The sequence below is a fragment of the Bifidobacterium sp. A11 genome (genome assembly GCF_000499185.1).
GTDB classification, from domain to species: Bacteria; Actinomycetota; Actinomycetes; order Actinomycetales; family Bifidobacteriaceae; genus Bombiscardovia; species Bombiscardovia mizhiensis.
Map to the genome: position 1 here is coordinate 142,640 of NZ_AWUO01000002.1, position 22,240 is coordinate 164,879.

14 protein-coding genes and 1 riboswitch are annotated in these 22,240 nt (G+C 60.3%); of the genes, 2 read left to right on the forward strand and 12 right to left on the reverse strand.

Going from position 1 to position 22,240, the window contains the following annotated elements; all coding sequences use genetic code 11:
* Positions 1–3: 3 nt before the first annotated feature.
* The 5 genes from P273_RS0103275 to P273_RS0103295 form a co-directional block, all read right to left on the reverse strand.
* Positions 4–1,314 (reverse strand): ABC transporter permease, encoded by a 1,311-nt coding sequence (locus P273_RS0103275; RefSeq protein ID WP_024627063.1) that lies wholly within the window; start codon positions 1,312–1,314, stop codon positions 4–6.
* 22 nt (positions 1,315–1,336) lie between these two features.
* On the reverse strand, positions 1,337–2,611 hold the full coding sequence (locus P273_RS0103280) for a DUF2318 domain-containing protein (RefSeq protein WP_024627064.1): 1,275 nt from the start codon (positions 2,609–2,611) through the stop codon (positions 1,337–1,339).
* A 13-nt stretch (positions 2,612–2,624) separates the two neighbouring features.
* Positions 2,625–3,248: an iron transporter gene (locus tag P273_RS0103285; RefSeq protein WP_024627065.1), complete on the reverse strand. Its 624-nt coding sequence runs from the start codon at positions 3,246–3,248 to the stop codon at positions 2,625–2,627.
* Positions 3,245–5,059: an FTR1 family protein gene (locus P273_RS0103290; RefSeq protein WP_024627066.1), complete on the reverse strand. Its 1,815-nt coding sequence runs from the start codon at positions 5,057–5,059 to the stop codon at positions 3,245–3,247. The genes P273_RS0103285 and P273_RS0103290 overlap by 4 nt, the downstream gene beginning before the upstream one ends.
* A 159-nt stretch (positions 5,060–5,218) precedes the next feature.
* The gene (locus P273_RS0103295; RefSeq protein WP_024627067.1) at positions 5,219–6,709 is read right to left on the reverse strand and encodes an amino acid permease; all 1,491 of its coding nucleotides are present in this window, start codon (positions 6,707–6,709) and stop codon (positions 5,219–5,221) included.
* A gap of 302 nt (positions 6,710–7,011) precedes the next feature.
* Here P273_RS0103295 and P273_RS0103300 point away from each other — a divergent pair, with 302 nt between their 5' ends.
* A complete protein-coding gene (locus tag P273_RS0103300) occupies positions 7,012–8,469 on the forward strand; it encodes an amino acid permease (RefSeq protein WP_024627068.1) in 1,458 nt (485 codons plus the stop codon).
* 109 nt (positions 8,470–8,578) lie between these two features.
* Here P273_RS0103300 and P273_RS0103305 read toward each other — a convergent pair whose 3' ends face one another.
* The 7 genes from P273_RS0103305 to P273_RS0103335 all read right to left on the reverse strand — a co-directional run bounded on the left by P273_RS0103305 (position 8,579) and on the right by P273_RS0103335 (position 20,166).
* Positions 8,579–11,953, reverse strand: a complete 3,375-nt coding sequence (locus tag P273_RS0103305) for an endo-alpha-N-acetylgalactosaminidase family protein (protein ID WP_051354102.1) — start codon at positions 11,951–11,953, stop codon at positions 8,579–8,581.
* A gap of 39 nt (positions 11,954–11,992) precedes the next feature.
* Entirely contained in the window at positions 11,993–13,465 is a 1,473-nt protein-coding gene (locus P273_RS0103310) for a UDP-glucose--hexose-1-phosphate uridylyltransferase (protein ID WP_024627069.1), read from the reverse strand.
* Positions 13,465–14,550, reverse strand: coding sequence for a phosphotransferase enzyme family protein (locus tag P273_RS0103315; RefSeq protein WP_024627070.1), 1,086 nt, complete (start codon positions 14,548–14,550; stop codon positions 13,465–13,467). Before P273_RS0103315 ends, P273_RS0103310 begins: the two co-directional genes overlap by 1 nt.
* Before the next feature lie 26 nt (positions 14,551–14,576).
* Entirely contained in the window at positions 14,577–16,742 is a 2,166-nt protein-coding gene (gene gnpA, locus P273_RS0103320) for a 1,3-beta-galactosyl-N-acetylhexosamine phosphorylase (protein ID WP_024627071.1), read from the reverse strand.
* Between the two features lie 66 nt (positions 16,743–16,808).
* Entirely contained in the window at positions 16,809–17,744 is a 936-nt protein-coding gene (locus tag P273_RS0103325) for a carbohydrate ABC transporter permease (RefSeq protein WP_024627072.1), read from the reverse strand.
* Positions 17,741–18,697 carry a carbohydrate ABC transporter permease gene (locus P273_RS0103330; protein ID WP_024627073.1) on the reverse strand — a complete coding sequence of 319 codons (957 nt, stop codon included), beginning with the start codon at positions 18,695–18,697 and terminating at the stop codon, positions 17,741–17,743. Before P273_RS0103330 ends, P273_RS0103325 begins: the two co-directional genes overlap by 4 nt.
* Positions 18,698–18,840: 143 nt before the next feature.
* Positions 18,841–20,166, reverse strand: coding sequence for an ABC transporter substrate-binding protein (locus tag P273_RS0103335; protein WP_024627074.1), 1,326 nt, complete (start codon positions 20,164–20,166; stop codon positions 18,841–18,843).
* 314 nt (positions 20,167–20,480) lie between these two features.
* A riboswitch (Lysine riboswitch) is annotated at positions 20,481–20,659 on the forward strand.
* A gap of 96 nt (positions 20,660–20,755) precedes the next feature.
* On the opposite strand from P273_RS0103335, the gene P273_RS0103340 reads away from it, so the two are divergent.
* Complete coding sequence (locus P273_RS0103340) at positions 20,756–22,231, forward strand: amino acid permease (RefSeq protein WP_024627075.1); 1,476 nt, start codon at positions 20,756–20,758, stop codon at positions 22,229–22,231.
* Positions 22,232–22,240: the final 9 nt, after the last annotated feature.

A 22,240-nucleotide genomic window follows, 5' to 3' on the forward strand; every position in this document is an offset into this window, starting at 1 on the left:
CGATCAGCGGCCATGAAGCACCTCCGCCGGCCGAAGCCGCAGAATCGATCTGATGGACGAGATGGATGCCAGCAGCACAGTCAGGGCTAGCAGCACGAAGACCAGCACGAAGACCATGGGCCTCATGGTGATACCTGAGCCGAATACCACCCTGCCTACGATCTGGGCCACGCCGGAACCCAGCAGAGCGCCGACCAGAGCTCCGGCCAAGGCGATCAGGGCCGTCTCGGCCAGCACCAATCGGGACACAGCCCCATCGGTGGCGCCCAAGGCCTTGAGCAGGGCGAATTCCGAGGACCTCTCGGATATGGAGGACGCCATCAGGTTGGCCACGGCGATGGCTGCCGCCAGCAGGCTGAGCACGGTCATCAGGATCATGACCGCCTGGGTCTTTTGCAGAACATCGCCCTGCAGAGCTGCTACCTGTCTGACCTGCTTGGCCATAGACCCGGGTATGGCCTCCTCGATCTGGTAGGCGATGGAGGACGGATAAGCCGTGCAGTACCAGGTTTCCCACTCGTCCTGGGAGAGGGCAGCAGGGTTTCGTGCGGCCTTGCGGGCCAAGTCGTTCTCGGGCGTGGTCAGGGCCTTGACCTCCACCTGGTCGATCTGATCGGTCAGGCCGGACATCTCCTGCAACGCCCTGGTGGGCAGATAGAGGGAGGAAGCATCAGCATCACCGGAGTCGAAGATGCCCACAATGGTGACGGTCTGCTGTTTACCATCCAGACCCACCTTGACCTGGTCGCCGACCTGACGGCCGCCCAGTCGTGCAGCCAGCTCTTTGCCCATCATGGCCTCGGTCCTGCCGCCGGACCCAGCCTCATCCTTGGGCCAGCGTCCTTGAACCTTCCACCAGGGCCGAAGGCCTTTCAGACCTGCGGTGCTGCTCTCACCGCTATCGACCTTGACGGTCCGGCCGAACCAGGTGCCCACCAGGGGGGCGCCGACCTGGTCCACGGTGCCGCGCAGATCCAGACGGGGGGCAAAGTCGGTGATGTTGTAGGCCCAGAAGATGGTCTTGATCTTGGGCACCTGGGACTCCTTGAGGAAGGCTGTCGGCGTTGACTCGTCGCCTGAGGGGCCACCCTCCTGGTCGCCATAGAGGTCGGAGACCACTGCATCAGCCTTGGCCTGGACCGTAATGTTGGATCCATAAGTGGACAGTTCTGCGTTGAGCTTGTCGCCAACGTCAAAGACCACCCCCAGCATGGCCGTGGCCACGCAGGCCGACAGGCAGACCGTGACGGCGATGAGCATTCTTCGCCCGAACTGGCGGCTGAATGACCGCAGCATCATTCGCATGAAGAACATACCAACCGCTCCTTCCCTTTTTTCAGCTCTTGAAGTGCGAAGACAGCGCATCCAGGTCGGCGGTACTGATCAGTATGGCGCCCCGGCCGGTCTTGTAAGGCAAGGGAACGGGATTGCAGCCGCCCTTGAACCCGATGGTGGCCAGGTTGATGGCTACGTCGCACTTCTTGCAGATAATCTTGCCGTCTTTTTCGTAATAGCCCGCATCCCCGCAGTTCTCGCAGGCATCCAGCCCGACCCCGTAGGCCGCGCCATTCTTGCGGATGATGATGAAGCGCATCTCGGTGCCGTCCTTGGCCCGGTAGCTGAATCGATGCAGGTGGCCATCCTCCACCTGGGAGAAACGAATGGTGGCCGTATCGGAGGTCAAGGAATACTTCTCCGGAGGCGAGAGCACAGGCACCTGGTGGGCCTTGGCGGTACCCACCGTCAGGGCCAGGGTGACGCCGATCATGGCCACCAGGCTCCAGACCGCTGATGCCAGGGCCCGTCGGCGGAAGGCCCGGTGGCTGCGGTCGTCGGCTGTGGAGGCTCCGGTCACCGGCATGCGCCAGCCTGCAACCAAGCAGGCCAGGACAGGAATGATGAAGACCAAGACCTGGGCAAGAACCAGGATCAGGTCGGCGTTGTATCCCAGGGCCATGACCCGGAAGGCCCAGCCGTGCAGAAGAACCAGACCGGTGGTCTGCATCAGGGCCACCAGGGCTACGCCGTGCCGGACCAGCAGCAGGACCACCATGAGCAGGGCGGCCAGACGGAAGGCTATCCGGGGGCAGGAGGTATGCATGGTCCTCAGAATGGCAGCCACTATCACAGCGGCAGCCAGACCGAACAGGAAGCCCAGGGCCCTCAGAAGCATGGCCGAGGTCATCACCGGCTCCCCCGGTTCCACAAAGGCCGTAAGCTGCAGGATGACGTCAGGCAGGGCACGGAAGGTGGTCAGGGCTATGGCCAGGGCCGCCAGGGCATTGGCCAGATCCATGGCCCAGGGGCGGCGATGCCAGTCTGAAACCAGCCGGTCGGCGACCAGCACCACCACGATGGCCGCCAGATCGGTCAGAACGCAGGCTACCAGGGTCGGGTAGTTGACCATGGTTCGCCGGTTGATGATCACGGTGGCGCGCAGGAGGGCAAAAACCAGCGCCCCCAGCACGCCAACCCCCAGGCCAATCAGCCGCCAGGAGGAGGAACGGGGCCGATCGCGGCCCTCGCCCACCCCTAGAAGCACGCTGAAAATCATGACCAAGAGGGCCGGGGCCAGTGTCCCCGGCAAGACCGTGACAAATTGCTCAAGCATGGTGCATAGCAGCTTACCACTGGTGGGGCGTGTAGTCCCAGTCCCAGCTGACTACGATGGGCTCGGTCCAGAAGTGTCCCTTCACGCCAGTCTCCGGGTCGACGTGCAGCATCCAGCCCTTCTTCTCAGGAGAGTCGATGGAATAGGTCAGCTTGTAGGATCCAGCCTTCTCCATCTTGATGTTGGCTCCATAATGAGGGCCATCCGAGGCGTTCATCTGCATGAAGGTGCCGGATTGCTTATCGTTGGGATCATCCTTGTTCTGAATGGTGTAGTTGACGGTCAGATCCGGAACGAACTCACCCTTGGCATATCCCAGGTTGTTGTTGGCCAGGGCGTGGATATCAGCCTCCAAATGCAGGCTGGCATCTGCCGCCTTCAGACCCATGGAGGCGGGCTCCATGTCGATGGGCTGGAAGAAGACCGTGCCGATGTTCAGGGGGCCCTTCTGCTGATCGTCGGGCGGAATGGGGATCTCTTCGAACCCGGCCCCCTTGCCCGCCGAGGACTGGGAGGAGCCAGAAGCCTCAGGCGCGGGGGCCTCACGGGTGCCTGACCCGCTGGAGCCGCACCCCGCCAAGGCCAGGGTGCCTGAGAGCACCAGCGCGACCAGGGCGGTCAATTGTCTCTTCTTCATGATTGTCCTTCGCTCTTTGATGTTTGCATGGATGCCGTGACCTCAGAGGGCACAGCCCCTTCGACGGCCTGCTCGGCTTCCGTCTGATGGACGGTCGCCGACGACGACCCGCCGGAGTCCTGATTCGACTGCGCCTGCTCCTGCTTGTGCAGGCGGCGGGTCGACACAATTGCCAGCACGACCACGACCAGGGCCGCCAGGATCTGGGCGCCTATGGTCTGCGTGTATGGATACAGCCCGATCCAGTCGCTGGTGGGCACGCCGGGTAGATAGGTGGCCGGCACCAGGTCGCCCTCGATCAGGGCATGGACGCCGCCCCCGGCGAAAATGACCACCATAACCGCCATGAGCAGGCTGGTGATGATGAAGAAGGGCCGGATGGGAATTTTGACCGAGGTGAAGCGGATGAGCACGAAAACGATGACCAGGACCACGGCGGCAGCCGCAAAGCCGGTCCAAATCTCCCGTGAGCCACCAGGAGCCATGGCGAAGATGGCCTGGTAGAACATGACCGTCTCAGCCCCCTCGCGGAAGACCGCCAGGAAGGAAAGCAGGGCCAGGGAGATCACACTGCCCTTCGAGATAGCAGCCACCGTCCGGCTTTGAATGTAGTGGTTCCAGGATTCCACAGAGGACTTGGAGAGCATCCAGTTGCTGGTGTAGAGCAGCATGAGCATGGCCACCAGAGCCACCACGCCCTCCAGGATCTCTTGCTGGGGGCCATTCCCGTTGAAGAGCAGGGTGAAGAGCAGGGCCACCAGCCCGCTGGCCACCAGACCTGCCGCAATGCCCCAGTAGATGTGCCGGACCTTGTCTTTATGACCGGACTTGACCAGGTAGGCGATGATGGCCGCCACCACCAGGATGGCCTCCAGACCCTCCCGTAGCAGGACCACGAAAGCCTGGCCGAAGGCGGATGTCAGGAAGGACGTCCACCCATTGACCTGGTCCGCGGCACCTCCGTCCAGAATGGCTGCGTCCTCAACCAGCATGCTCTTAAGATCGTTCACCAGGGTCTTGGCCGGCTTGCCCGCCACCATGGCCATCCGGGTCTCCTTGAACTGGTACTCGACCTGGGAGACCCTGTTGCCGCTGATGGCGTTCATGACGTTCTTCTCGAAGCCCAGCTTTTCGTAATACTGGTAATAGGCCTTGTTGACCAGGTCGGATCCCGCCTGGCCCTGTCCCTTGGATGCCTGGGCGAGCGCCTGATCGAGAATCGGCGTCATCTCGTGGGCCACCTGGGTCCAAGTCCGATTGCCTTTGCCGGTGTTCCGATGCTTCTTGGCTGCATCCAGCCGTCGACGGTCAGCCTTGATCTGTTCCTGCTGGGCCTTGGCATAGGCACGGGGATTGGCCAACCCTTGGGTGGCATCCAGCTGGGTGGCCGCAGCAGCCAGATCGGCTTTGAGCTTTTCACTGCCTTGGGTCAGGGCCTGCCCGGCATCCGGGGCATAGGCCTGGCCCTGCAGGGCCTGGAACTGCCCGTCCAGAGCGTTGCGCCTGTCCTGCCCCAGGGTCGACTCCACGACAGAGACGAATCCGGAGCCCACGTAGCCCACGTTGTAGGCTCCCATGAATTGCGAAGCAGCTCCCGCGCGATCCCCCCGGGCATAGTCCTCACACCCTCTATCCAGCTGACGGGACACGGAGCCAGCCACTTGAGTCCAGTTGTCATAATCCGTGGCTCCGCTCGCCGCCATGGCCGACTGCGGGGTCTGCAGGGACAGGAATATCAGAGCTAACAGCAGGCATGAGAGCAGGGTGCCAGTGATCCTGGCCATTCGCGTCCTGCCGACCTGTGCAACCATGGGCGATGATCTCCTTCGTCAGTCCCTCGTTATCAAGCCTGCGAGAAACGAAGGCCGATTTGACAAGTACCGAAAATCAATCTAGCCCAAGCACAAGTGGAAAAACAGACTTGTTTATAGTGTTTTGAGGCCATATAATGCGCCCACACTTGCTGATGGTCAGTCGACTGACTTCGGCTCACCCTTATGCTTCCACAGGCAGATGCCACCGAAGACCAGCAGCCAGACCAATCCCAGTATGGCCGGATACCGGGTGTCGGGAGCCAGGAAGAGCGAGAGGTAGATCAGGACGAAGAAGGCGATGGCAACGGCTCCCGTCACCCGGTAGGCAGGCATGATAAACCCATCAGGCATGAAGTCCGGGCTGGTCCGGTAACGGCGGTGAGCCAGCAAGGTCAGGATGTAGATAAAGATGATGACCGCGCTGGAGCAGGAGGTGAACAGAACGAAGGTGTTCTCGAAGCCGGGCAGCATATGCAGCACCGGAGATAAGAGGATCAACACTCCGGACAGAATGATGGCCCGGGCGGGCACCTTGCCACGGCGTGAAATCGTATGCAGGCTGCGCATCACCGGAGAGTGGCCGGCGGCGGCCAACTGGAAGAGGTTGCGGCCGGCTGAATAGAGCAGGGAGTTCAGCGAGGAGCTGGCTGCCGTGATGACCACGAAGAAGACCAGGGCGGCCGCCCAGTCGACCCCGGCGTAGCGGAAGACCATAACAAATGGCGAGGTGAAGCTGCCGTCGGCATTGGGGCGGAAGGAGCGCCAGGGCACGATCAGCATGATGGCGACCAGGGCGCCCACGTAGAAGATCAGCACCCTCAGGATGATCTGATTGATAGCCTTGGGCAGGACCTTACGGGGATTCTGGGTCTCGGAGACGGTGACCCCCACGAACTCGATCATTTCGTAGGCGAAGAAGACCATCTGGAAGCTCATGAAGAAGGCCATCCACCCGTTGGGTGCCAGGCTCAGGCCAGTGGTGATGTTGTCCAGGCCCGCATGGCCGGCCGGGCTGATTCGATCCTGTCCCGGCATGTGAACGGCAGGATAGTGGAATCCCATGATGACCATGACCACAGCTGTGGCAATCATGGCCAGGATCAGGGTGATCTTGATCATGGAGAACCAGAACTCGGTCTCCCCGAAAACCCGCACGGCAATCAGGTTGATGCACACCATGGCCGCCAGGAAACAGAGTTCGATCAGACCCCGCCAGGCGCTCAGATCAATGCCGAAGGTGCCAAAGAAGGTGACGAAGTAGGTGCCCACGGCAGTCAGCTCGGACATGCCGATCAGGATGAGCACGATCCAGTAGGACCAGCCGGCGAAGGACCCCCAACCCTGGCCCAGGTAGCGGCTGATGAAGGCGATGAAGGTGTGCTGGACGGGGCTGCGATACATGAGCTCGCCAATGGCCCGCATGAGCAGGTACATGATCACGCCGACGCCGATGTAGACCAGGATGATGGAGGGACCGGTCAGGGCTATGGACTTGCCCGACCCCAGGAAGAGCCCGGTGCCGATGGTGCCGCCAATGGCGATGAACTGTACATGTCGGTTGCTCAGACCGCGTTCCATGCCGTCGCCTGCCGAGGCGCTGTCACCTTGATTCTGCTGTGCCAAAGGGCCATTGCCCGTACGGTTCATGCGACTGCACCTCCTTGTCTTCACAACCCATTAATCATCGCCGTCCAGGAAGGGGCATCCCAACAAGGCCGGTAGGACAGCAATACCACAGAGGTGTCGATAACCAGGAGCAGACGGCAGGCACCGACGCCCATAGTAGGACCCAACGGTCACGATTTGGTGAATTGAACATCTCACATGGCGGACGCCTCTATTCCATAATGCAAAGGCATGTTCATTCCGCTCGGACCGACTCCTATAGGGTTGGCCCTGTCAGCCGGTCACATTCAGCTGACAACTACCACCTAAGGAATGACATCCCCATGGATCAACCCAAGGAGTCGCAGGGCAAGGATCTGCGCAAAACCCTGAAGAACAGGCACATCCAGCTCATCTCGCTGGGCGGCGCCATAGGGACGGGACTCTTCTACGGGTCCGGGGAATCCATCTCATTGGCAGGGCCGGCCATCATCATCGCCTATCTGATAGGCGGTCTGGCCATCTTCATGATCGTCAGGGCCATGAGCGAAATGAGCGTGGAAGACCCCAAGTCCGGCGCTTTCAGCTACTACGCCACCCGCTACTGGTCCAAGCGGGCAGGGTTCGTTTCGGGGTGGAACTACTGGATGAACTACGTCCTGGTATCCATGGTCGAACTCTCCGTGGTGGGCACATTCGTCAACTTCTGGTTCCCGGCAATACCCGCCTGGGTCTCTGCAGCCTTCTTCCTGGTGGTCATCACGGCCGCCAATCTGATGGGGGTCAGCAAGTTCGGCGAGTTTGAGTTCTGGTTCGCCATCATCAAGATCGCGGCCATCATCGCTATGATCATAGGCGGCCTGGCCGTCGTAGTCATGGCCCTGCCCACGGCCAACGGACTGCGGGCCTCCTTCGCCAACTGGTTCACCGTAGGCGGCGGGTTCCTGCCCAACGGACTCATGCGTCACGGGGCCAATGGCCAGTGGACCGGTCTGCTCATGTCACTGGCGGTGGTCATGTTCAGCTTCGGCGGCACCGAGCTCATTGGCATTACCGCCGGGGAGGCCTCCGATCCCCGTCGGACCATCCCCAAGGCCACCAATGCCATCATCTGGAGGATCCTGGTCTTCTACATCCTGACGCTTGGGGTGATCATGGCCGTGGTCCCCTGGAATGCCATCGGCAAGCCCAACGCGCAAGGTATGGTCGTCAGCCCCTTCGTTCAGATCTTCGACTCGGTTGGGGTCCACGCGGCCGCGGGCATCCTCAATTTCGTCTGTTTGACCGCAGTCATGAGCGTCTACAACTCGGCCCTCTACTCCAACTCCCGTATGCTCTTCTCCCTGGCCCGGCAGGGCAATGCCCCCCGGTACCTGAGCCGCCTGTCCAAGGGAGGCGTGCCCTACGCAGGAGTGCTGACCTCGGCCTGCATCATCGCCCTGGCCGTGGTCGTGGTCTTCCTCTGGCCCCAGTTCGCCTTCAACTACCTGATGAGCATCGCCACGATCTCGGCCATCATCAATTGGTCCATGATCATGGTGACCGAGATGCTCTTCCGGCGTGCCGTGGCACGAGGCGAGGGGCCGGGCGACCTGGCGGGCAAGACCGGCGAGAGCGCTCTGAACGCCCTGCACTTCAAGCTGCCCTTTGCCCGGGTGACCCCTTGGGCGGTCCTGGCCTTCCTGGCCATGATCGTGGTACTCATGTGCTTCTCGCCCAGCTACCGGGTAGCCGTCATCGCCGGGCCCATCTGGCTGATCGTCCTCCTGACGGCCTACCAGCTGACCCAGCGTCGAGCCTGAAATGGACGAATCAATATAAGCGCGACCGGCTGTTTTTACTTAGTGTGGCCAAGAACAAGTTAAGGAAATTGACCATGCAACCCTTCCGTCTTGACTCAGGAATCTCTGACTAGAGACTGGTAATCCGCAGATTATCGACAACCAGATCCTGGTAGCCAGCCATGTTGGCCTCCGAGCCGCTGCTGCCTTCCAGATCTGGTTGTCTGTCAGTGGAGTAAATGCCGAACCAGGTATCGCCATTCGCATCGCCAGTCAGCTCGAACTCGCATCTGGCGGTGACCCCTAGAGCCTTGTGCAAGGGATACAGGTTCAGATCCTCAGCGGGGTATTCGCCTCTACCTGTTGCCAGGGCGTAAATGCCGTCCGAGCCACACTGGTAGTCGAACGAGACTCTGTAGCGTCGACCCGGCGCAAAGGGGACGTTCTGGGGAATGGTCTGGAAGAGGAGAGCTCGTCTTCCAGTCAGACCGTTGACTTTCAGAGACCAGTCACCCTGGAGGACATCGTCCATTCTTTTGACCGTCCACCCGGCCTGCGTGAAGGGCTCATGCAGCTGGGCCAGGTGGATTCGGTTGTCTTCCACCCCTTCAGCACCAGCCACCACAAAAGGCCAGATGCCTTGGACGTTATCCTCGAAGTCACAGGTAAGCTCAGCCAGATGACCGTCCTGGTCCAAGCTGATGCCGTCGTAGTCGTTCTCAACCAGGCGAATGTCGTCAAAGTAGGCGGCGCCCTCCCCTTCATGCGCCAAGGCCAGACGGGTCTGCCCACCCTTGGGAGCCATGAAGAAAAGATAGGCATTCTGGAAGTAGCTGCTGCCGTCAGTCGTTGGGGCATCGGTGTTATGGGCGTAGGCCTTGACATAGTTTTTGGCAATGCTCGGGCCGCTCATATTGCGAGCCAGCACCCCACCCTGGTCCGCTTCCACACTCAGCTTGACCTGGCCGCCACGGTTGTCAAGCCCTAGATAGAGGGCATACCTCTTGCCTGGCACCAGGTTGGTCAGGGGTTGCACAGCACAGACCGAACCCTCAAGCCTGAGCATGGGATTGGCGCACTGACCCTTGGTGATCGAGGCACGCCCGGGCCCCTTCACGGACCAGACCGACTGGAGCAGCCTTTCGCCGCCGTTGAACCCTGCATCCACTAGATGCTCTCCCGACCAGTCCACCTGAACCCCCTGGCCCGCATGCCGGCAGACCAGGTAGGGTGTTCTGGGCTTGGCATCCAGGGTGAGGCTCCCCTGCACCACCGGAATCTCCCTTGGCTCCGATCTGCCCTGGTCGGTCAGCCGGTAGACGATGACAGCAGAGGCATCGCGCCACGATTCCGGGAGCTCCCAGGTGGTTGAGCCGCCTGCAGTATTCCAGTGGTAGAGCTTCTGCTCATCTGGATTGAGCCGGTCCCCTGTATTGGCATCCCAGACCCAGGGCAGCAGATATGCCCCTGCGCCGGTTCCGGTTTCAAGCCCAGGCTTGTCGGCCTTGGGGTCATTGGCCTCCAAATCGCCGACAAGCACCACGCGGCCATTCAGCATCATCGTGCGCTCGCGGTAGACGGGCAATGCCTGATCATTGGAACCCCTGGAGATGACCAGCCTGTCACCTTGATCATTGACCAGCTCAATCTGTTCGTTCCCCTGATTCCTGGTCGAGTCACGCACTGAATCGACATTGATGGGGTCGTTGTACCAGGCCATGATTCTGAAGTGCTGGATGAACTTGGTCGAGAGGTCGCAGGTGTAGAGGTTATCCATATAGGCATCGAAGTCGTTGCGCCCCTGCCATCCCTCGAAGTCCTTCATACTGTAGCCGCCCAGGAGCGGGGCGTTGGCTGCGCTTCCGAAGGCTCGGTGATCACCTATCCAGCTGTCCTTCTGGTGGTTGCGCAGAAACCGCATGACCTGGGAGTTCTCACCCTTGTCATGGGGAGATCCATAGGTCAAATCCAGGGACCAATGCTGGAAGGAGGCATCATACTCGTTGGCCGAAGCGTACTCCGTGCCAATCCCCCACCCGTTATCGGTCAGAATCTTCGAGAGCTGCCGGGTTTGCCAGGAATCCTCCTCCCCCGAGGTCCCATCGCCCCAGACATCCACGTACACGAAGTCCATCCTGTCACCGACCTCACGGGCGAGGGCGGCAAAGCGCTCCCTCCTGGCGCCAGAGGCCAGATCGTAGATGCCATCGATGCCCACAGTCTGGTCCAGCCAGTTCCAGCCGTAGCAGAGGCCGCCCTTGCCGTCCCCGCGAATCATGTCTTCGGAAAAGGCCTTGGCCTCGGGATACATCTCGTCTACATTGACGTGGACTCCGAACCGGGCCCCATAGGCCTTGCCCCTGTCCATCAGAGCATTCATATCCTTGACTCCGCCGATTCGTCGACCGATGTCGTCGTAGTCCGGATGGCCGGAGTCGTGGCCCTCGTTGCCATAACCTTTGAGAAGGATGGACTGACCTAGGCCATCGGTGGCCAGGGCCACCCGCTTGACGTTATCCAAGGTTGTCATGAAGGGATTCTGGGCCTGAGAGCCGAAGTTCATGGCTATGCGTCGTGCCACCTGGTCCGGAATGTCATCAGAACCATACGGATTGTTCATGATGTGCCTGAAGGCGATGGCGCCGTCCTGCCAGTTGACCACCCCGTCATCGTTCAAGTCTCCGGCCAGAGCCACTGCCATGGCGGGCTTGTCCGTCTCCCCGACCGTATAAGAGCGTCCGTGGGAATCCTGGACCACCCGGTTGTATATCCAAGGTGCGCTGGTCAGACCGAGGACGGTGACTCCGTCCACCTGGTCGCGAACCGCCAGAACCCTGGTGTTCTGCGCGCCGCCGGTTCCCGTTTTGCTGGCGGTGGTCCCATCGTGCTCGGAGTTGCTCCAGAGGCCGGCACTGAGGCCATCTGCGGAGAGGAAGCCATACATGTAGTCCTGCCCAATAGGATCCTCCTCCATCTGCTCGGTGACCGCCCGGTGTACATCGCCACTGATGGAGACGTCCGCAGACATGCGAGCGCCGGTAAACTCCGCATCCGCCTGAGTGCTGGTCACGGAAATCAGGCATTGTCCGGGGAAGGCCACCGTCTGGACTGGATGGTCGGGGCCGGCCAGGTTCCCAATCGAGATCACCTTAAAGCTCAGAGAGGCGTCCTCGACTGAAATGCGGACTGCCAAAACCGCATCGATCCCCTGACCCGCAGCAATCACATGAAGTCGATAGACCAGACTGGTCTCATTCTCCCGCTCCAGCTCCACCTTGTCAGGACCCAGCTCAATCTCGACGCCGTTGATGGCCACCAGACGCAGATCCCGGACCTGCCCAAGCATGGTTCTTTCAGCCTGAGGTGCTTTCAGCCGATAGTCAATCACCGAAGGAAAGTCGGGCCTGAGGTGCACTTCCATTACTTGAGTACGCAGGGTCTCCCAGGAGTCCGTGGCGCCCTGCCTCGCGATCGGTTGGTTTCCGCCCATGATTGTTCCGCCCATCGGTCATCCCCTGTCATTGGTGTTATTCATCTACGCCACCTACCGGCAACCCAGCCCCCGCAGGAATTCCTCGGTCTGTTCGGGCCGCTTAAAGACTGCGGTGTTGCCCAGGATCCGGGCGCAGACACTGCCAATCTCACTCTTAAGGGCCTCATGAACCTGGTCCGGATCATGCGACCCCTGCAGAGCCTTGGTAATTTCGCCATACTCCAAGTTGAAGTCGGCTACTTGTTCGGGAAGCCCGGTACCTGCCACCAGGGCCTTCTCCAGGCAGGCAAGCTGGCCGACCAGCCTTCCGGGCAGGACGAAGAGCCCCTGGGCCTCAATCAGCCCGATGGGTTCCTGCTTGACCGGATAGAACTCCGGGTGCACGTGGAAGATACCATCCGGAAACTCCGGACTGACACCGTTATTACGCAGGATCAGGCTCATCTCATAGCCTCGGTCGGTCTTGACCAGGCTGGGCGAAAGGGCTGATTGCCGTCCTTCTGGCCCCTGGCTGGCGATGTTTAGGTCCGGGTTGTCGTAATCCACCCAGGCCTGCCTGATGGTCTCGCTGACCTGAATAATCTCCTGCCGCAATGGCGAAACCACTCTGACCACGGTCCCCGGCCAGTCCAGAATCTCGATAGGAGTATCAGGGTGGCCGCCCAAGTGCAGGGTCCGCCAAGCCCTGGCCTGATGCACAGGCAGGCGCTCTCCTCCGCCCTGATAATGGTCATGGGCCAAAACGGATCCGCCAATGCGGGGCAGGGCGGCGTTGCAGCCTAGGAAGTAGCCGGGGAAACGGTCCACAAAATCCAGCAGGTTCCCGAAGGTGTCCCGGTCCACGTGCATGGGGGTGTGATCAGCGTTGACACAGATGCCATGCTCGCGAAAGTACCCATAGGGCGAGAACTGCCAGAACCAGTCATGCCCGCCCAGAGTCAGGGGGATGGTCCGCAGTGTGCGCTTGTCGCGCCCGGCAAAGCCCTCATTTTCATGGCAGATGGTGCACTTGGGATACCCGCCTGCGGTGCTGTTGCCCGCCGCAGCCTTCTTCATATCCTTGAATTCCGGCTTGGCCAGGTTGATGGTGACCACCACGCCCCCGGAGGAGAAACAAGGGTTCCTATCCAGACGGGACTTCTTGATGTAGGTGTTTTTAACGCAATAGTCGTAGAACCAGTGCATGGCGGCCATACCACCCTGGGCCCTCTCCACCTGCGTGAAGCGCCGCTGCAGCTGGGATGGCCTGGAGGACAGGATTCCCATAACCGTATCTGCCATGGAGGGGGCATCATCCTGAACCATAAGCCCGGCGCCCTCCAAGGCCTGCATAAAGGATTCCAGGAGATCATCGACGCCACCGGGAGCGGGATCAGCAGATCCATCCCCGGAATCGTAGGAGTCCAAGGAGAAAAGCGCCAGGATCTGATTGCGAGCCCAGTCGACATCGGACGGGTCCAGGTCCAGACAGGCACAGGCGTACCCGATTAGAGCGTCAAGGCTCCGGTAAACCCGGTTCAGCATCAGCTCCTCACCTCTTCGACCACCTGGGCGGTCATCTCCTGCATGCGGGCATCGTCAGCCTCCATCTCCTCCACCAAGCGCATCTGGGTATGGGTCCGCACCAGATTGTGCTCCGGGTAGGCGGTGGCGAAATAGGTGTCGCCCTGAAGGTAGTCGGTCAGAAAGCGCATGCCGCACTCCAGGGTCATAATCCTGCAGGAAGCCGGGAAGAGGCTCAGCTCCCGGTCCACGGCCTTGCCGGCCACGGCTCCCAGGAACCCTTGAGCATAGGCACGGTAAAGATCGGGGTTGAAATGAACCTTATCCAGATCACGCTCGTCCTCCAGGGCTGTCGAGGCGCCGAAACGGATGGAGTCGCCGAAATCGAAGAGCATGGATCCGGGCATGATCGTGTCCAGGTCGATGATGGCCCTGGCCTTACCGGTGGCTGCATCCATCAGGATGTTGTTGAGCTTGGTGTCGTTATGGGTGACCCTGAGTGGAATGGATCCATCGGCCAGCCCTTCCATGATGACCGGGTACTGGTCGGCACGTTCCATATACCAGTCGATCTCGGTCCGGCAGGTGGATGCCCTGCCTTTGATATCTTCCTGAACAGCCTGTTTGAAGGTCTCGAACCGCTTGGGGGTGTCATGGAAGTGGGCGATGGTCTCGGTCAGCTGAGAGGCATCGAAGAGCGCCAGGGAGTTCTGGAATCGTCCGAAGGCCTGGCCCGCTTCCCTAAAAACATCTGGGCTAGGGACCAGATCGTAGGAGATCGTGTTCTCGATGAAGGCATAGACCCGCCAGGCTCCGCTTGCCAGCTCACAGTAGGTACTGCCCTCTCTATTGCGGATGATGTCCAGGGTCTCCTGGCCCTGCGAGCGCAGGAATTCGGTCACCAACTCGATATTGCGCATCAGGGAGGCCGTATCAGGGAAAACCGAGGTATTCATTCGCTGCAGAATGTAACGACGCTTGTCCGTCTGTATCAGATAAGTCTGATTGATGTGCCCGTTGCCATAAGGCGCAATGCTCTCCACACGCCCCTCGAGTGGGTAGTGGGCGGCAACCGCGGCCAGCTCCTGATCCTGAACCGTCGTCATAATAGCCCCTTTCCTGCCGAACCTGCCTATGCCTGCTGCCAGACCATGGCGCTGGGTTCCAGGACGATGTCTCTGACCTGGCCGTCTGCCTGACGAACGCTGGTCTCCTGGGGCAAGTCGGTGTTGTTGACGACGCAGTAGACGCCCTCCTGCGGGAAGTAGGCCACCTCGCAATGAGGATTGGTGCAGCTCCAGTCCCCGTACCGGTCCTGTCGCCCACTAGCATAGAAGAGGATCCGTTCAAGAAGCCTGGCGTTGACGGCCGAATAGGGCAGTCCGGACAGGTAGACCCCACGGCCCATGCCATACTGGTTGACCGCCAGCTGCACCTGACCCTGGTCGGCCCTGAGCAGGGTGACATCCTCGTTGATGGAGTAGGTGTTCACTACGGGCTCTCCGAAGTCCGCCTTGCCGTCCTCGGGCAGATCGGCGGTGATGAAGTGCCTCTCGGTGACCTTCGGGAAGTACTTGTCTACCGAAAGGGTATGGAAGCGCTCCTGATCAACGCCGAAAACGTCGGCCAATTGGAAGAAGCGCCCCTCTCTTTCCAGAGCAGTCGGTTGGCCTATGCCGACCAGGGCCCCTCCCCCGTCGACCCAGGATCGCAGGGTCTCCAGCAGGGCAGGATTCTTCCAGACCCCGCCACCGCTGAAGGCCGTATCGGCCGGACCACCGGTGATGATCACATCCAGGTCATGATCCACGCCGTGGGCCAGAATGTCGTCAAAGCTGATGAAGCGGACGTTCACCCTCATGCCCGACAGTGCCTCCAGAACCCCGTAGTAGGAGTAGGTCTGCTTGTTGGGCAGGGCGTGCGCCACCGTGTAGGCCATCCAGGACCGCATGGCGCCCCAGGAATTCAGCACCGCCACATTGAGCTGTCCCTGGGCCGCCCTCCCCTTGGTCCTGTCATGCAGATCGCGGAACTCGTCTGCGATGCGGGCCACGGTCCGAACAAACTTGGGGAACTTGGCCGCCAGGGATGGGTAGCCGCCGTAGCCCATGCGCGATATGGGGCTGCGCAGGATGGCCCTGCGGGCCTTGCGCCAATTGTCCAGCCCCTCGATGCTGGGATCGTTGCCCTCATGGAAGGTATCTGGGAAGAAGTAAGGCAGAAACCGACCTTCGGTGTAGCGGACCCCTGGAATGTCGGAGATCATGCGCAGGGTGGTGCCGTCGCCCACGGACCCGACCACAGCATCCAGACCCAACTTCTCGAAGCCCGGCTTGTAGGGCTCGGTGCCGATCCACTGGTCTCCCAGGAACATCATGGCTTCCTTGCCGGCCTGGTGGGTCATGTCGACCATGGTCTTCACGTTCTCTCGCACGAAATCCGAGAGGAAATCGATCCAATCGCGCTGTGCCCTGCCAGGAATGCAGAAGGAGGAGTTGTAGCTGCCCTTGTTGATGAAGTCCTCTGGACGCAGACGGTAACCGTATCGGGTCTCGAAATCGTCCAAGGCCTGGGGGGAGACCGTGCAGGCATATCCGAACCAGTCCACCAGCTTCTCCCGGTGGAGCTGGTCGAAGATCAGCGTGAATTGGTAGAAGAAGGTGGTGAACCGGACCACGTCGGTCGCCGGGTTCTCATCCAGCCACTGCCGATAGGCATCCATGACGAACTTTCGGGTGGCAGGGTGGTAGATGTCCAGAGGAATTTCGTGTTCCTTGTCGCCCCAGTCGTTGGTCAGGTGGTTGTACATCTCGACCGGATCCCAGATGATGTAGGCCAGGAAGGATGCCGTGTACTCGTGCATGGGGGTGGCCCCGGTCACGCGAACCAGGTCCTGATCCGGATCCAGGCTCCACTCCGACTGGTCCAGGACCCGTCCGGCGGTGCGGTCGATGACCTCCCAGTACCGATGGGGGTCGGCATCCCTGTTGGGCCTGAGCTGCTGGTCGAAGTAGCGGTCCATCAAGGGAATCTGCACTTGGTCTTCGTGGGCCAGTATGCGCTCAGACATCAGGTAGACCTGCGGGGTCTCGTCCATGTGCTTGCTGATCCACTCGTTGTGGGCGCGAGTAGGAAAGTAGGCGCTGTACACCTTCATCCCTAAGTTCAACAGCTCCTGGTCCAAGCGGGTGCCGTCCGAATTGCGAATGGCATCCGCTCCCCAGAGTTTGGCCAGCTCCTTGGTCTTTTCGGCAAAGTTCTCTTCGCCCGGCAGGGTAAAGCGCCCGGTCGTGGTCATTGAATCAAATCTCCTTGGAATATCTCGTAACGGAATGACTGAAAAACTGTGTGCAGCCTTGGACTCTCACTCCTTGACCGAACCGGCGGTCAGTCCAGCCTGCCAGAACCGCTGCAGGCAGAAGAAGAGGATGATCACCGGCAGAACACCCAGCAGCGACCCCATCATCAGCGCCCCTCGATCGGTAAAGACCGGCAGAGAGACCAGACCATAGAGGCCCAGGGTCACCGGGAATAGGTTCTCGCTGGAGAGCATCATCAGCGGCAGGAGGAAGTTGTTCCAGGTGGCCACGAAGAGGAAGAGAAAGATCGTGACCATGGCGGGCGCAAGAATCCTCAGCACGATTGTGAAGAAGATCCTGGCTTCACCGGCACCGTCGATCCTGGCCGCCTCCAGAAGCTCGGTAGGTACCGAACTCTGGGCGTATACCCTTCCCAGGAAGAAACCGAAGGGCGAGACCGAGCAGGGGATGATCACTGCCAGCATGGTGTTGCTCAGATGCAGGGCATTGAAGATGGAGTACTGGGGGATGGTCATCAGGGCCGAGGGCATCAGCAGGGCGGACATGGCGATGGTCATGACGACGCCCCTGCCACGGAACTGGAACTTGGCTGTGCCATACCCGGCCATGACCGAAACCACCGTGCCGATCAGGGCGGAAACCCCTGAGTAAATCAAGGAATTGAAGACCCAGTGCCAGAACTGCGAGTGGGTCCAGCCCAGGAGGATCGAGTAGTTGGTGGCCACTGCCTGGGGAATCTTCTTCAGGTCGACAGCAAACCAGAGGCCGTTGCTGCTGACCAGCTGGGAGGGCGACTTGGTAGAGGCGATGATGGCCCAGTAGATGGGAAAGAGGAAGTAGATCAGGGCGAAGACCAGAACCACGATGGTGGTGATCTTGACCACCTTGGTGGGCCTCATGGAGCGGGGCAGCTCATCGGCCTTCTGCTTGAGGAGCTTGTCCTGCTTTTTTGCGAGGCGTGCGGGATTGGCCGAGGTCATGATTCGTTCACCTTCCTCTCGATGTATGCGTAGAGGGCGGCAAGGATCCCGGCAATCAGCGCCATGACGATTGCGATGGCTGAAGCCGGACCGTCACCCTTGGGGGTGAGGATGCCTCGTGATGTGTTCATGGCCATCATCATGGGGGTGTATGAGTTCGATATGCCCTTGTCGACGGTCTGCATGACCTGGGGCTCGTTGAAGAGCTGGATGCTGCCGATGATGGACAGGAGCATGGCCAGGAGGGCGGCCCCCCTGACGTTGGGGAGTTTGATTCTCATGGCGATCTGGAAACCGTTGGCTCCGTCGATTCGGGCAGCCTCATAGAGGTCACGCGGGATGGCCTGGAGGGCTGCCAGGAAGATCAGCATGTTGTAGCCCGTGAAGGTCCAGGTGGTGATGTTGGCCATGGAGGCGATCAGCGCGTTGGATGCGAAGAAGTTGACGTGTATTCCTATGGCTGCCAGGCCCTTGACGATGGGCGAGAACTGGTCGTTGTAAAGGAATACCCAGATGATGGCCGCGATCGCGCCCGGGATGGCATAGGGCAGGAAGTAGCCCAGCCGATAGGGGGTGACATGCTTGACGATGAAGGAATCCAGAAGCATGGCCAGGGCCAGAGCGGCGATGATCATGACCGGGACCTGGATGACCGTGTAGATTAGAACCCTGCCGATGCCGGTCCAGAAGGCTGCGGAGGTGACTGTAAATCGGAAGTTCTCCAACCCGACGAACTTATTGATCAACTCGCCCCCGCCGTAGGCGCCGCCGCCCGAGGCCACCTGCTGGAAGAAGCTCATATAGACGGCATAGGCGATGGGGATGATGAAGACAATCGCAAAGAGGATGCAGAAAGGCATCATGAATGCCCAACCCGTCCGTTCGTTGCGTTTGACGATCTCGGATCTCCCCTTCTTCTGAGCCCCTGCCTCAGCTGCTGTTCGATGGCTCATGTGAATAACCCATCCTCTCGGAACCTATAAGGCGAGCGACCTTCCAGCAGGCGGGGAACACGGGCCACAGACCCGGGTTCCCCAACCTGGTGAGATTGTCAGGGAAGGCCTCCCTGCTGTATCCGCCGAAGAGCGGTTACCGATCAATCCTTGGCGATCGGAAGGCCATAATCCTTCAGTGTGGCGAGGGATGTCTTCTGTGCTGCATCGAAGGCATCGGAGACCTTGGCTTGACCCTTGCCGGCCTTGTCAGCAGCCTCGCCGACGGCGCTGCTCACCGCGGAGAATCCGGGCATGTAGTTGAAGGAGCCCATGTTGGCGTTGGCCTTGGCGAACTCCGCCATCACGTCCTGCCCGCCGAAGAATTCGGTCCAGGACTGAGGGGTCTTGGCCTTCTCGGTGGAGGCCGCGACAATCAGACCCTGAGAGGTCAGATCAGGCACCTGGGTGTTGAACCAATCCAGGAACTCCATGGCCTCTGCCTTGTGCTTGGTGCCCTTGATGGCTGCAACGCCCGAACCGCCGTTGGGCCCGGTCTTCTCGCCGTTCTTGAACCAGTCGCCGATCTGGGTGACCCTCCACTGGCCCTTGCCGGCATCACCGATCCAGTCCATCATGATCGGGGCATTCCAGGCGGCGTCAACAGTTCCGATGATGGAGCCGTCATGGAAGGCGCCAGCGAAGGAGGGGTCGGTGCTGGGGGTCAGGTTCATCGCCTTGGCATCGAGCAGCTGCTGGTAGAAGTCGGCTGTGGCCTTGGAGCCGGGCGTATCAACATTGACGACCCACTTGCCGTCCTTGATTTTGTACCAGGGAGATGACGCGCCGGAAAGGGCGGAGAAGGCCATGCCTGCGCCATCGGGCTGGTAGGTCATGATGTACTTGCCCTGAGCCGCTGCCTTCTTGGCCGATTCGATGAATTCCTCGGCCGTGGTGGGGACCTTAATGCCCAGTTTGTCGAATTCCGTCTTGTTGTAGTAGTAGACCATGGGACCGGTATCCTGGGGCAGACCGAAGACCTTGCCGTCCACGCTCATGAGCTTGCTGGGACCCTCTGCGAAGTCTTTGGAGTACTTGCCTGCCTCTGCAGTGACATCCTCAACGATGCCCTTGGTATAGACCTCGGGCAGCTCAGCGTAGCCTACCTGGGCCAGATCGGGAGCATTACCGGCCTTGACGTCGGTCTCCAGCTTCTTGATCAGGTCGCCGGGGCTGCCATTGAACTTGGTGGCCTTGACCTGGATGTTCGGGTGATCCTTGTTCCACCTGGCCACGGTGTCCTTGACCATGGTCATGCCCTGCTTGTCAGGAAGACGGTGCAGGTATGTCAGTTCGACCTTGCCACCCGACTTGGTGTCACCGCCCTTGCTGGCATCGGATCCGCCGGAGGAGCCGCATCCGGCCAATGTCATACTTAAGGCCGCCACTGCAGCCATGGCCGCCATTATGCGTTTGCTGCTGGTTCTCATCTTGATTCACCCCTTCATAAAAAACAACATTGTCTTAACCTCGAAGTGCACATTCAGTATAGCAGTACTTATTTGCGAGGACAGTTTATTAATTCAATTACAGGAAATGTAGATTTAGCAAAGCGGTGCTAAACCACGGGATTTTCATTTGATTATCTTCATTCACAATTGACATCAACCTGTTGGATCAAACGAACTCTAGGCTGGTGTAGTGCTTTGCGGTAGCAACGCTTTCGACGACTTCGCCCTATGCCCTATAAAGCAAGCGCTCCTACCTTGTCTGAGAATCCCTCTATGCTTACGCGTAATTGCAAAGCCACTGAAGAGGTCGCCGAACCTATCAGTAACCGGGATCAGACAGTGCGGTGTCGCGCATTCTCGGCGAAAGGAGGTCCGGCCGAAACGGTTCGGATCCGCCCATCCGACCCGTTGGGCCCGGGTCGAACAGGTCCGGGACTGTCGCAACCCCATGTTGCGGAGCGCTATGTGCAGTGTCACAGACAGGCAACCCGCCTGGATTCCGCCTGAGCGGAACTGGCCGGAACCGTCGTCATAGGGCTCTCAGGTCAGTCCAAGGAAAAGAGCAGTTATGGCGACCAGGCAGGGCGGAAAGGCCAGTCCCTCCGCTTCCACCGACCGGGTTCAACGCAACCTTAAAACCCGACACGTCACCATGATCGCCCTGGGCGGCTGCATCGGCACCGGCCTGTTCATGACCTCCGGCTCCACCATCGCCAAGGCCGGACCAGGAGGCGCGCTGGTAGCCTATGCGGCCATGGGCCTCATGGTCTATTTCCTGATGACCAGCCTGGGCGAGCTGGCCACTCACCTGCCCACTTCCGGCTCCTTTGCCGCCTACAACGCCCGCTATGTGGATCCGGCCCTGGGATTCGCCATGGGCTGGAACTACTGGCTGAACTGGGCCATCACCGTGGCTGTGGACATCTCCACCGCCGCCCTGCTGATCCAGTACTGGCTGCCCAACACCCCAGGATGGGTCTGGAGCCTGCTGGTCCTGGTGGTCATCTTCCTGATCAACGCCCTGACCGTGTCGGCCTTTGGCGAGGCCGAGTTCTGGCTGGCTCTGATCAAGGTGGTGACGGTGATCGTCTTCCTGGTCATCGGTCTGGCCATGATCTGCGGCATCATGTTCCGCCCAGCCGTGGGCCTGGGCAATTTCACCTACAAGGACGCCCCCTTCGTGGGCGGATTCCCCGCCATCCTCAACGTCTTTCTAATTGCAGGCTTCTCCTTCCAAGGCACCGAGCTGATCGGGGTCACGGCCGGCGAGTCCGAAAACCCCGGCAAGGCGGTTCCCAAGGCCATCAACGACGTCTTCTGGCGGATCCTGCTCTTCTACGTACTGTCCATCTTCGTCATCGCCGCCCTGATCCCCTATACCAGTCCCAATCTGCTGAGCTCCGCCGAGGGGGACATCGCCATGTCACCCTTTACGATGGTCTTCCAGCGGGCCGGTCTGGCCTCGGCAGCCAGCGTCATGAACGCCATCATCCTGACCTCGGTCCTCTCGTCCGCCAACTCGGGTGTCTACGCCTCCACCCGGATGCTCTACGCCCTTGCCAAGGACCATTACGCCCCCGCCTTCTTCGGGCACACCACCCGTCACGGCATACCCATGGCCTCGCTGGTCGCCACTCTCGTGGTCTCCCTGGCCACCTTTGCCGCCAGCATCTTCGGCCAGCGGATGTACATGTGGCTGGTGGCCGCCTCGGGGCTGACCGGATTCATCGTCTGGGTCGGCATCGCCCTGAGCCATTACCGCTTCCGTCGCGCCTGGGTGGTCCAGGGCCACCGGGTTGAGGAGTTGCGCTACCATGCCAAGCTCTTCCCCCTGGGGCCCATCCTGGCCCTGATCCTGTGCATCATCGTCATCGGCGGGCAGAACATCGAGGCCTTCGTCAACTGGAACTGGCAGGAGATCGGCATCACCTACATCAGTGTGCCCCTGGTGCTTGCCCTCTACCTGGGTTACAAGATCCGGTACCATACCCGGATCGTGCCCCTGAAGGAGATGGATTTGAGCGGGGATCCGGAATCGCTATGACAGATCCGT

What these genes read in the sequence shown, in the direction of transcription:
- P273_RS0103295 (WP_024627067.1), bottom strand. Translation starts at nt 6,709, where the DNA reads ATGAACCGTACGGGCAATGGCCCTTTGGCACAGCAGAATCAAGGTGAC.
- P273_RS0103275 (WP_024627063.1), bottom strand. Translation starts at nt 1,314, where the DNA reads ATGTTCTTCATGCGAATGATGCTGCGGTCATTCAGCCGCCAGTTCGGG.
- P273_RS0103285 (WP_024627065.1), bottom strand. Translation starts at nt 3,248, where the DNA reads ATGAAGAAGAGACAATTGACCGCCCTGGTCGCGCTGGTGCTCTCAGGC.
- P273_RS0103310 (WP_024627069.1), bottom strand. Translation starts at nt 13,465, where the DNA reads ATGCTGAACCGGGTTTACCGGAGCCTTGACGCTCTAATCGGGTACGCC.
- P273_RS0103305 (WP_051354102.1), bottom strand. Translation starts at nt 11,953, where the DNA reads ATGGGCGGAACAATCATGGGCGGAAACCAACCGATCGCGAGGCAGGGC.
- P273_RS0103315 (WP_024627070.1), bottom strand. Translation starts at nt 14,550, where the DNA reads ATGACGACGGTTCAGGATCAGGAGCTGGCCGCGGTTGCCGCCCACTAC.
- P273_RS0103325 (WP_024627072.1), bottom strand. Translation starts at nt 17,744, where the DNA reads ATGACCTCGGCCAATCCCGCACGCCTCGCAAAAAAGCAGGACAAGCTC.
- P273_RS0103340 (WP_024627075.1), top strand. Translation starts at nt 20,756, where the DNA reads ATGGCGACCAGGCAGGGCGGAAAGGCCAGTCCCTCCGCTTCCACCGAC.
- P273_RS0103280 (WP_024627064.1), bottom strand. Translation starts at nt 2,611, where the DNA reads ATGCTTGAGCAATTTGTCACGGTCTTGCCGGGGACACTGGCCCCGGCC.
- P273_RS0103290 (WP_024627066.1), bottom strand. Translation starts at nt 5,059, where the DNA reads ATGGTTGCACAGGTCGGCAGGACGCGAATGGCCAGGATCACTGGCACC.
- P273_RS0103330 (WP_024627073.1), bottom strand. Translation starts at nt 18,697, where the DNA reads ATGAGCCATCGAACAGCAGCTGAGGCAGGGGCTCAGAAGAAGGGGAGA.
- P273_RS0103300 (WP_024627068.1), top strand. Translation starts at nt 7,012, where the DNA reads ATGGATCAACCCAAGGAGTCGCAGGGCAAGGATCTGCGCAAAACCCTG.
- gnpA (WP_024627071.1), bottom strand. Translation starts at nt 16,742, where the DNA reads ATGACCACGACCGGGCGCTTTACCCTGCCGGGCGAAGAGAACTTTGCC.
- P273_RS0103335 (WP_024627074.1), bottom strand. Translation starts at nt 20,166, where the DNA reads ATGAGAACCAGCAGCAAACGCATAATGGCGGCCATGGCTGCAGTGGCG.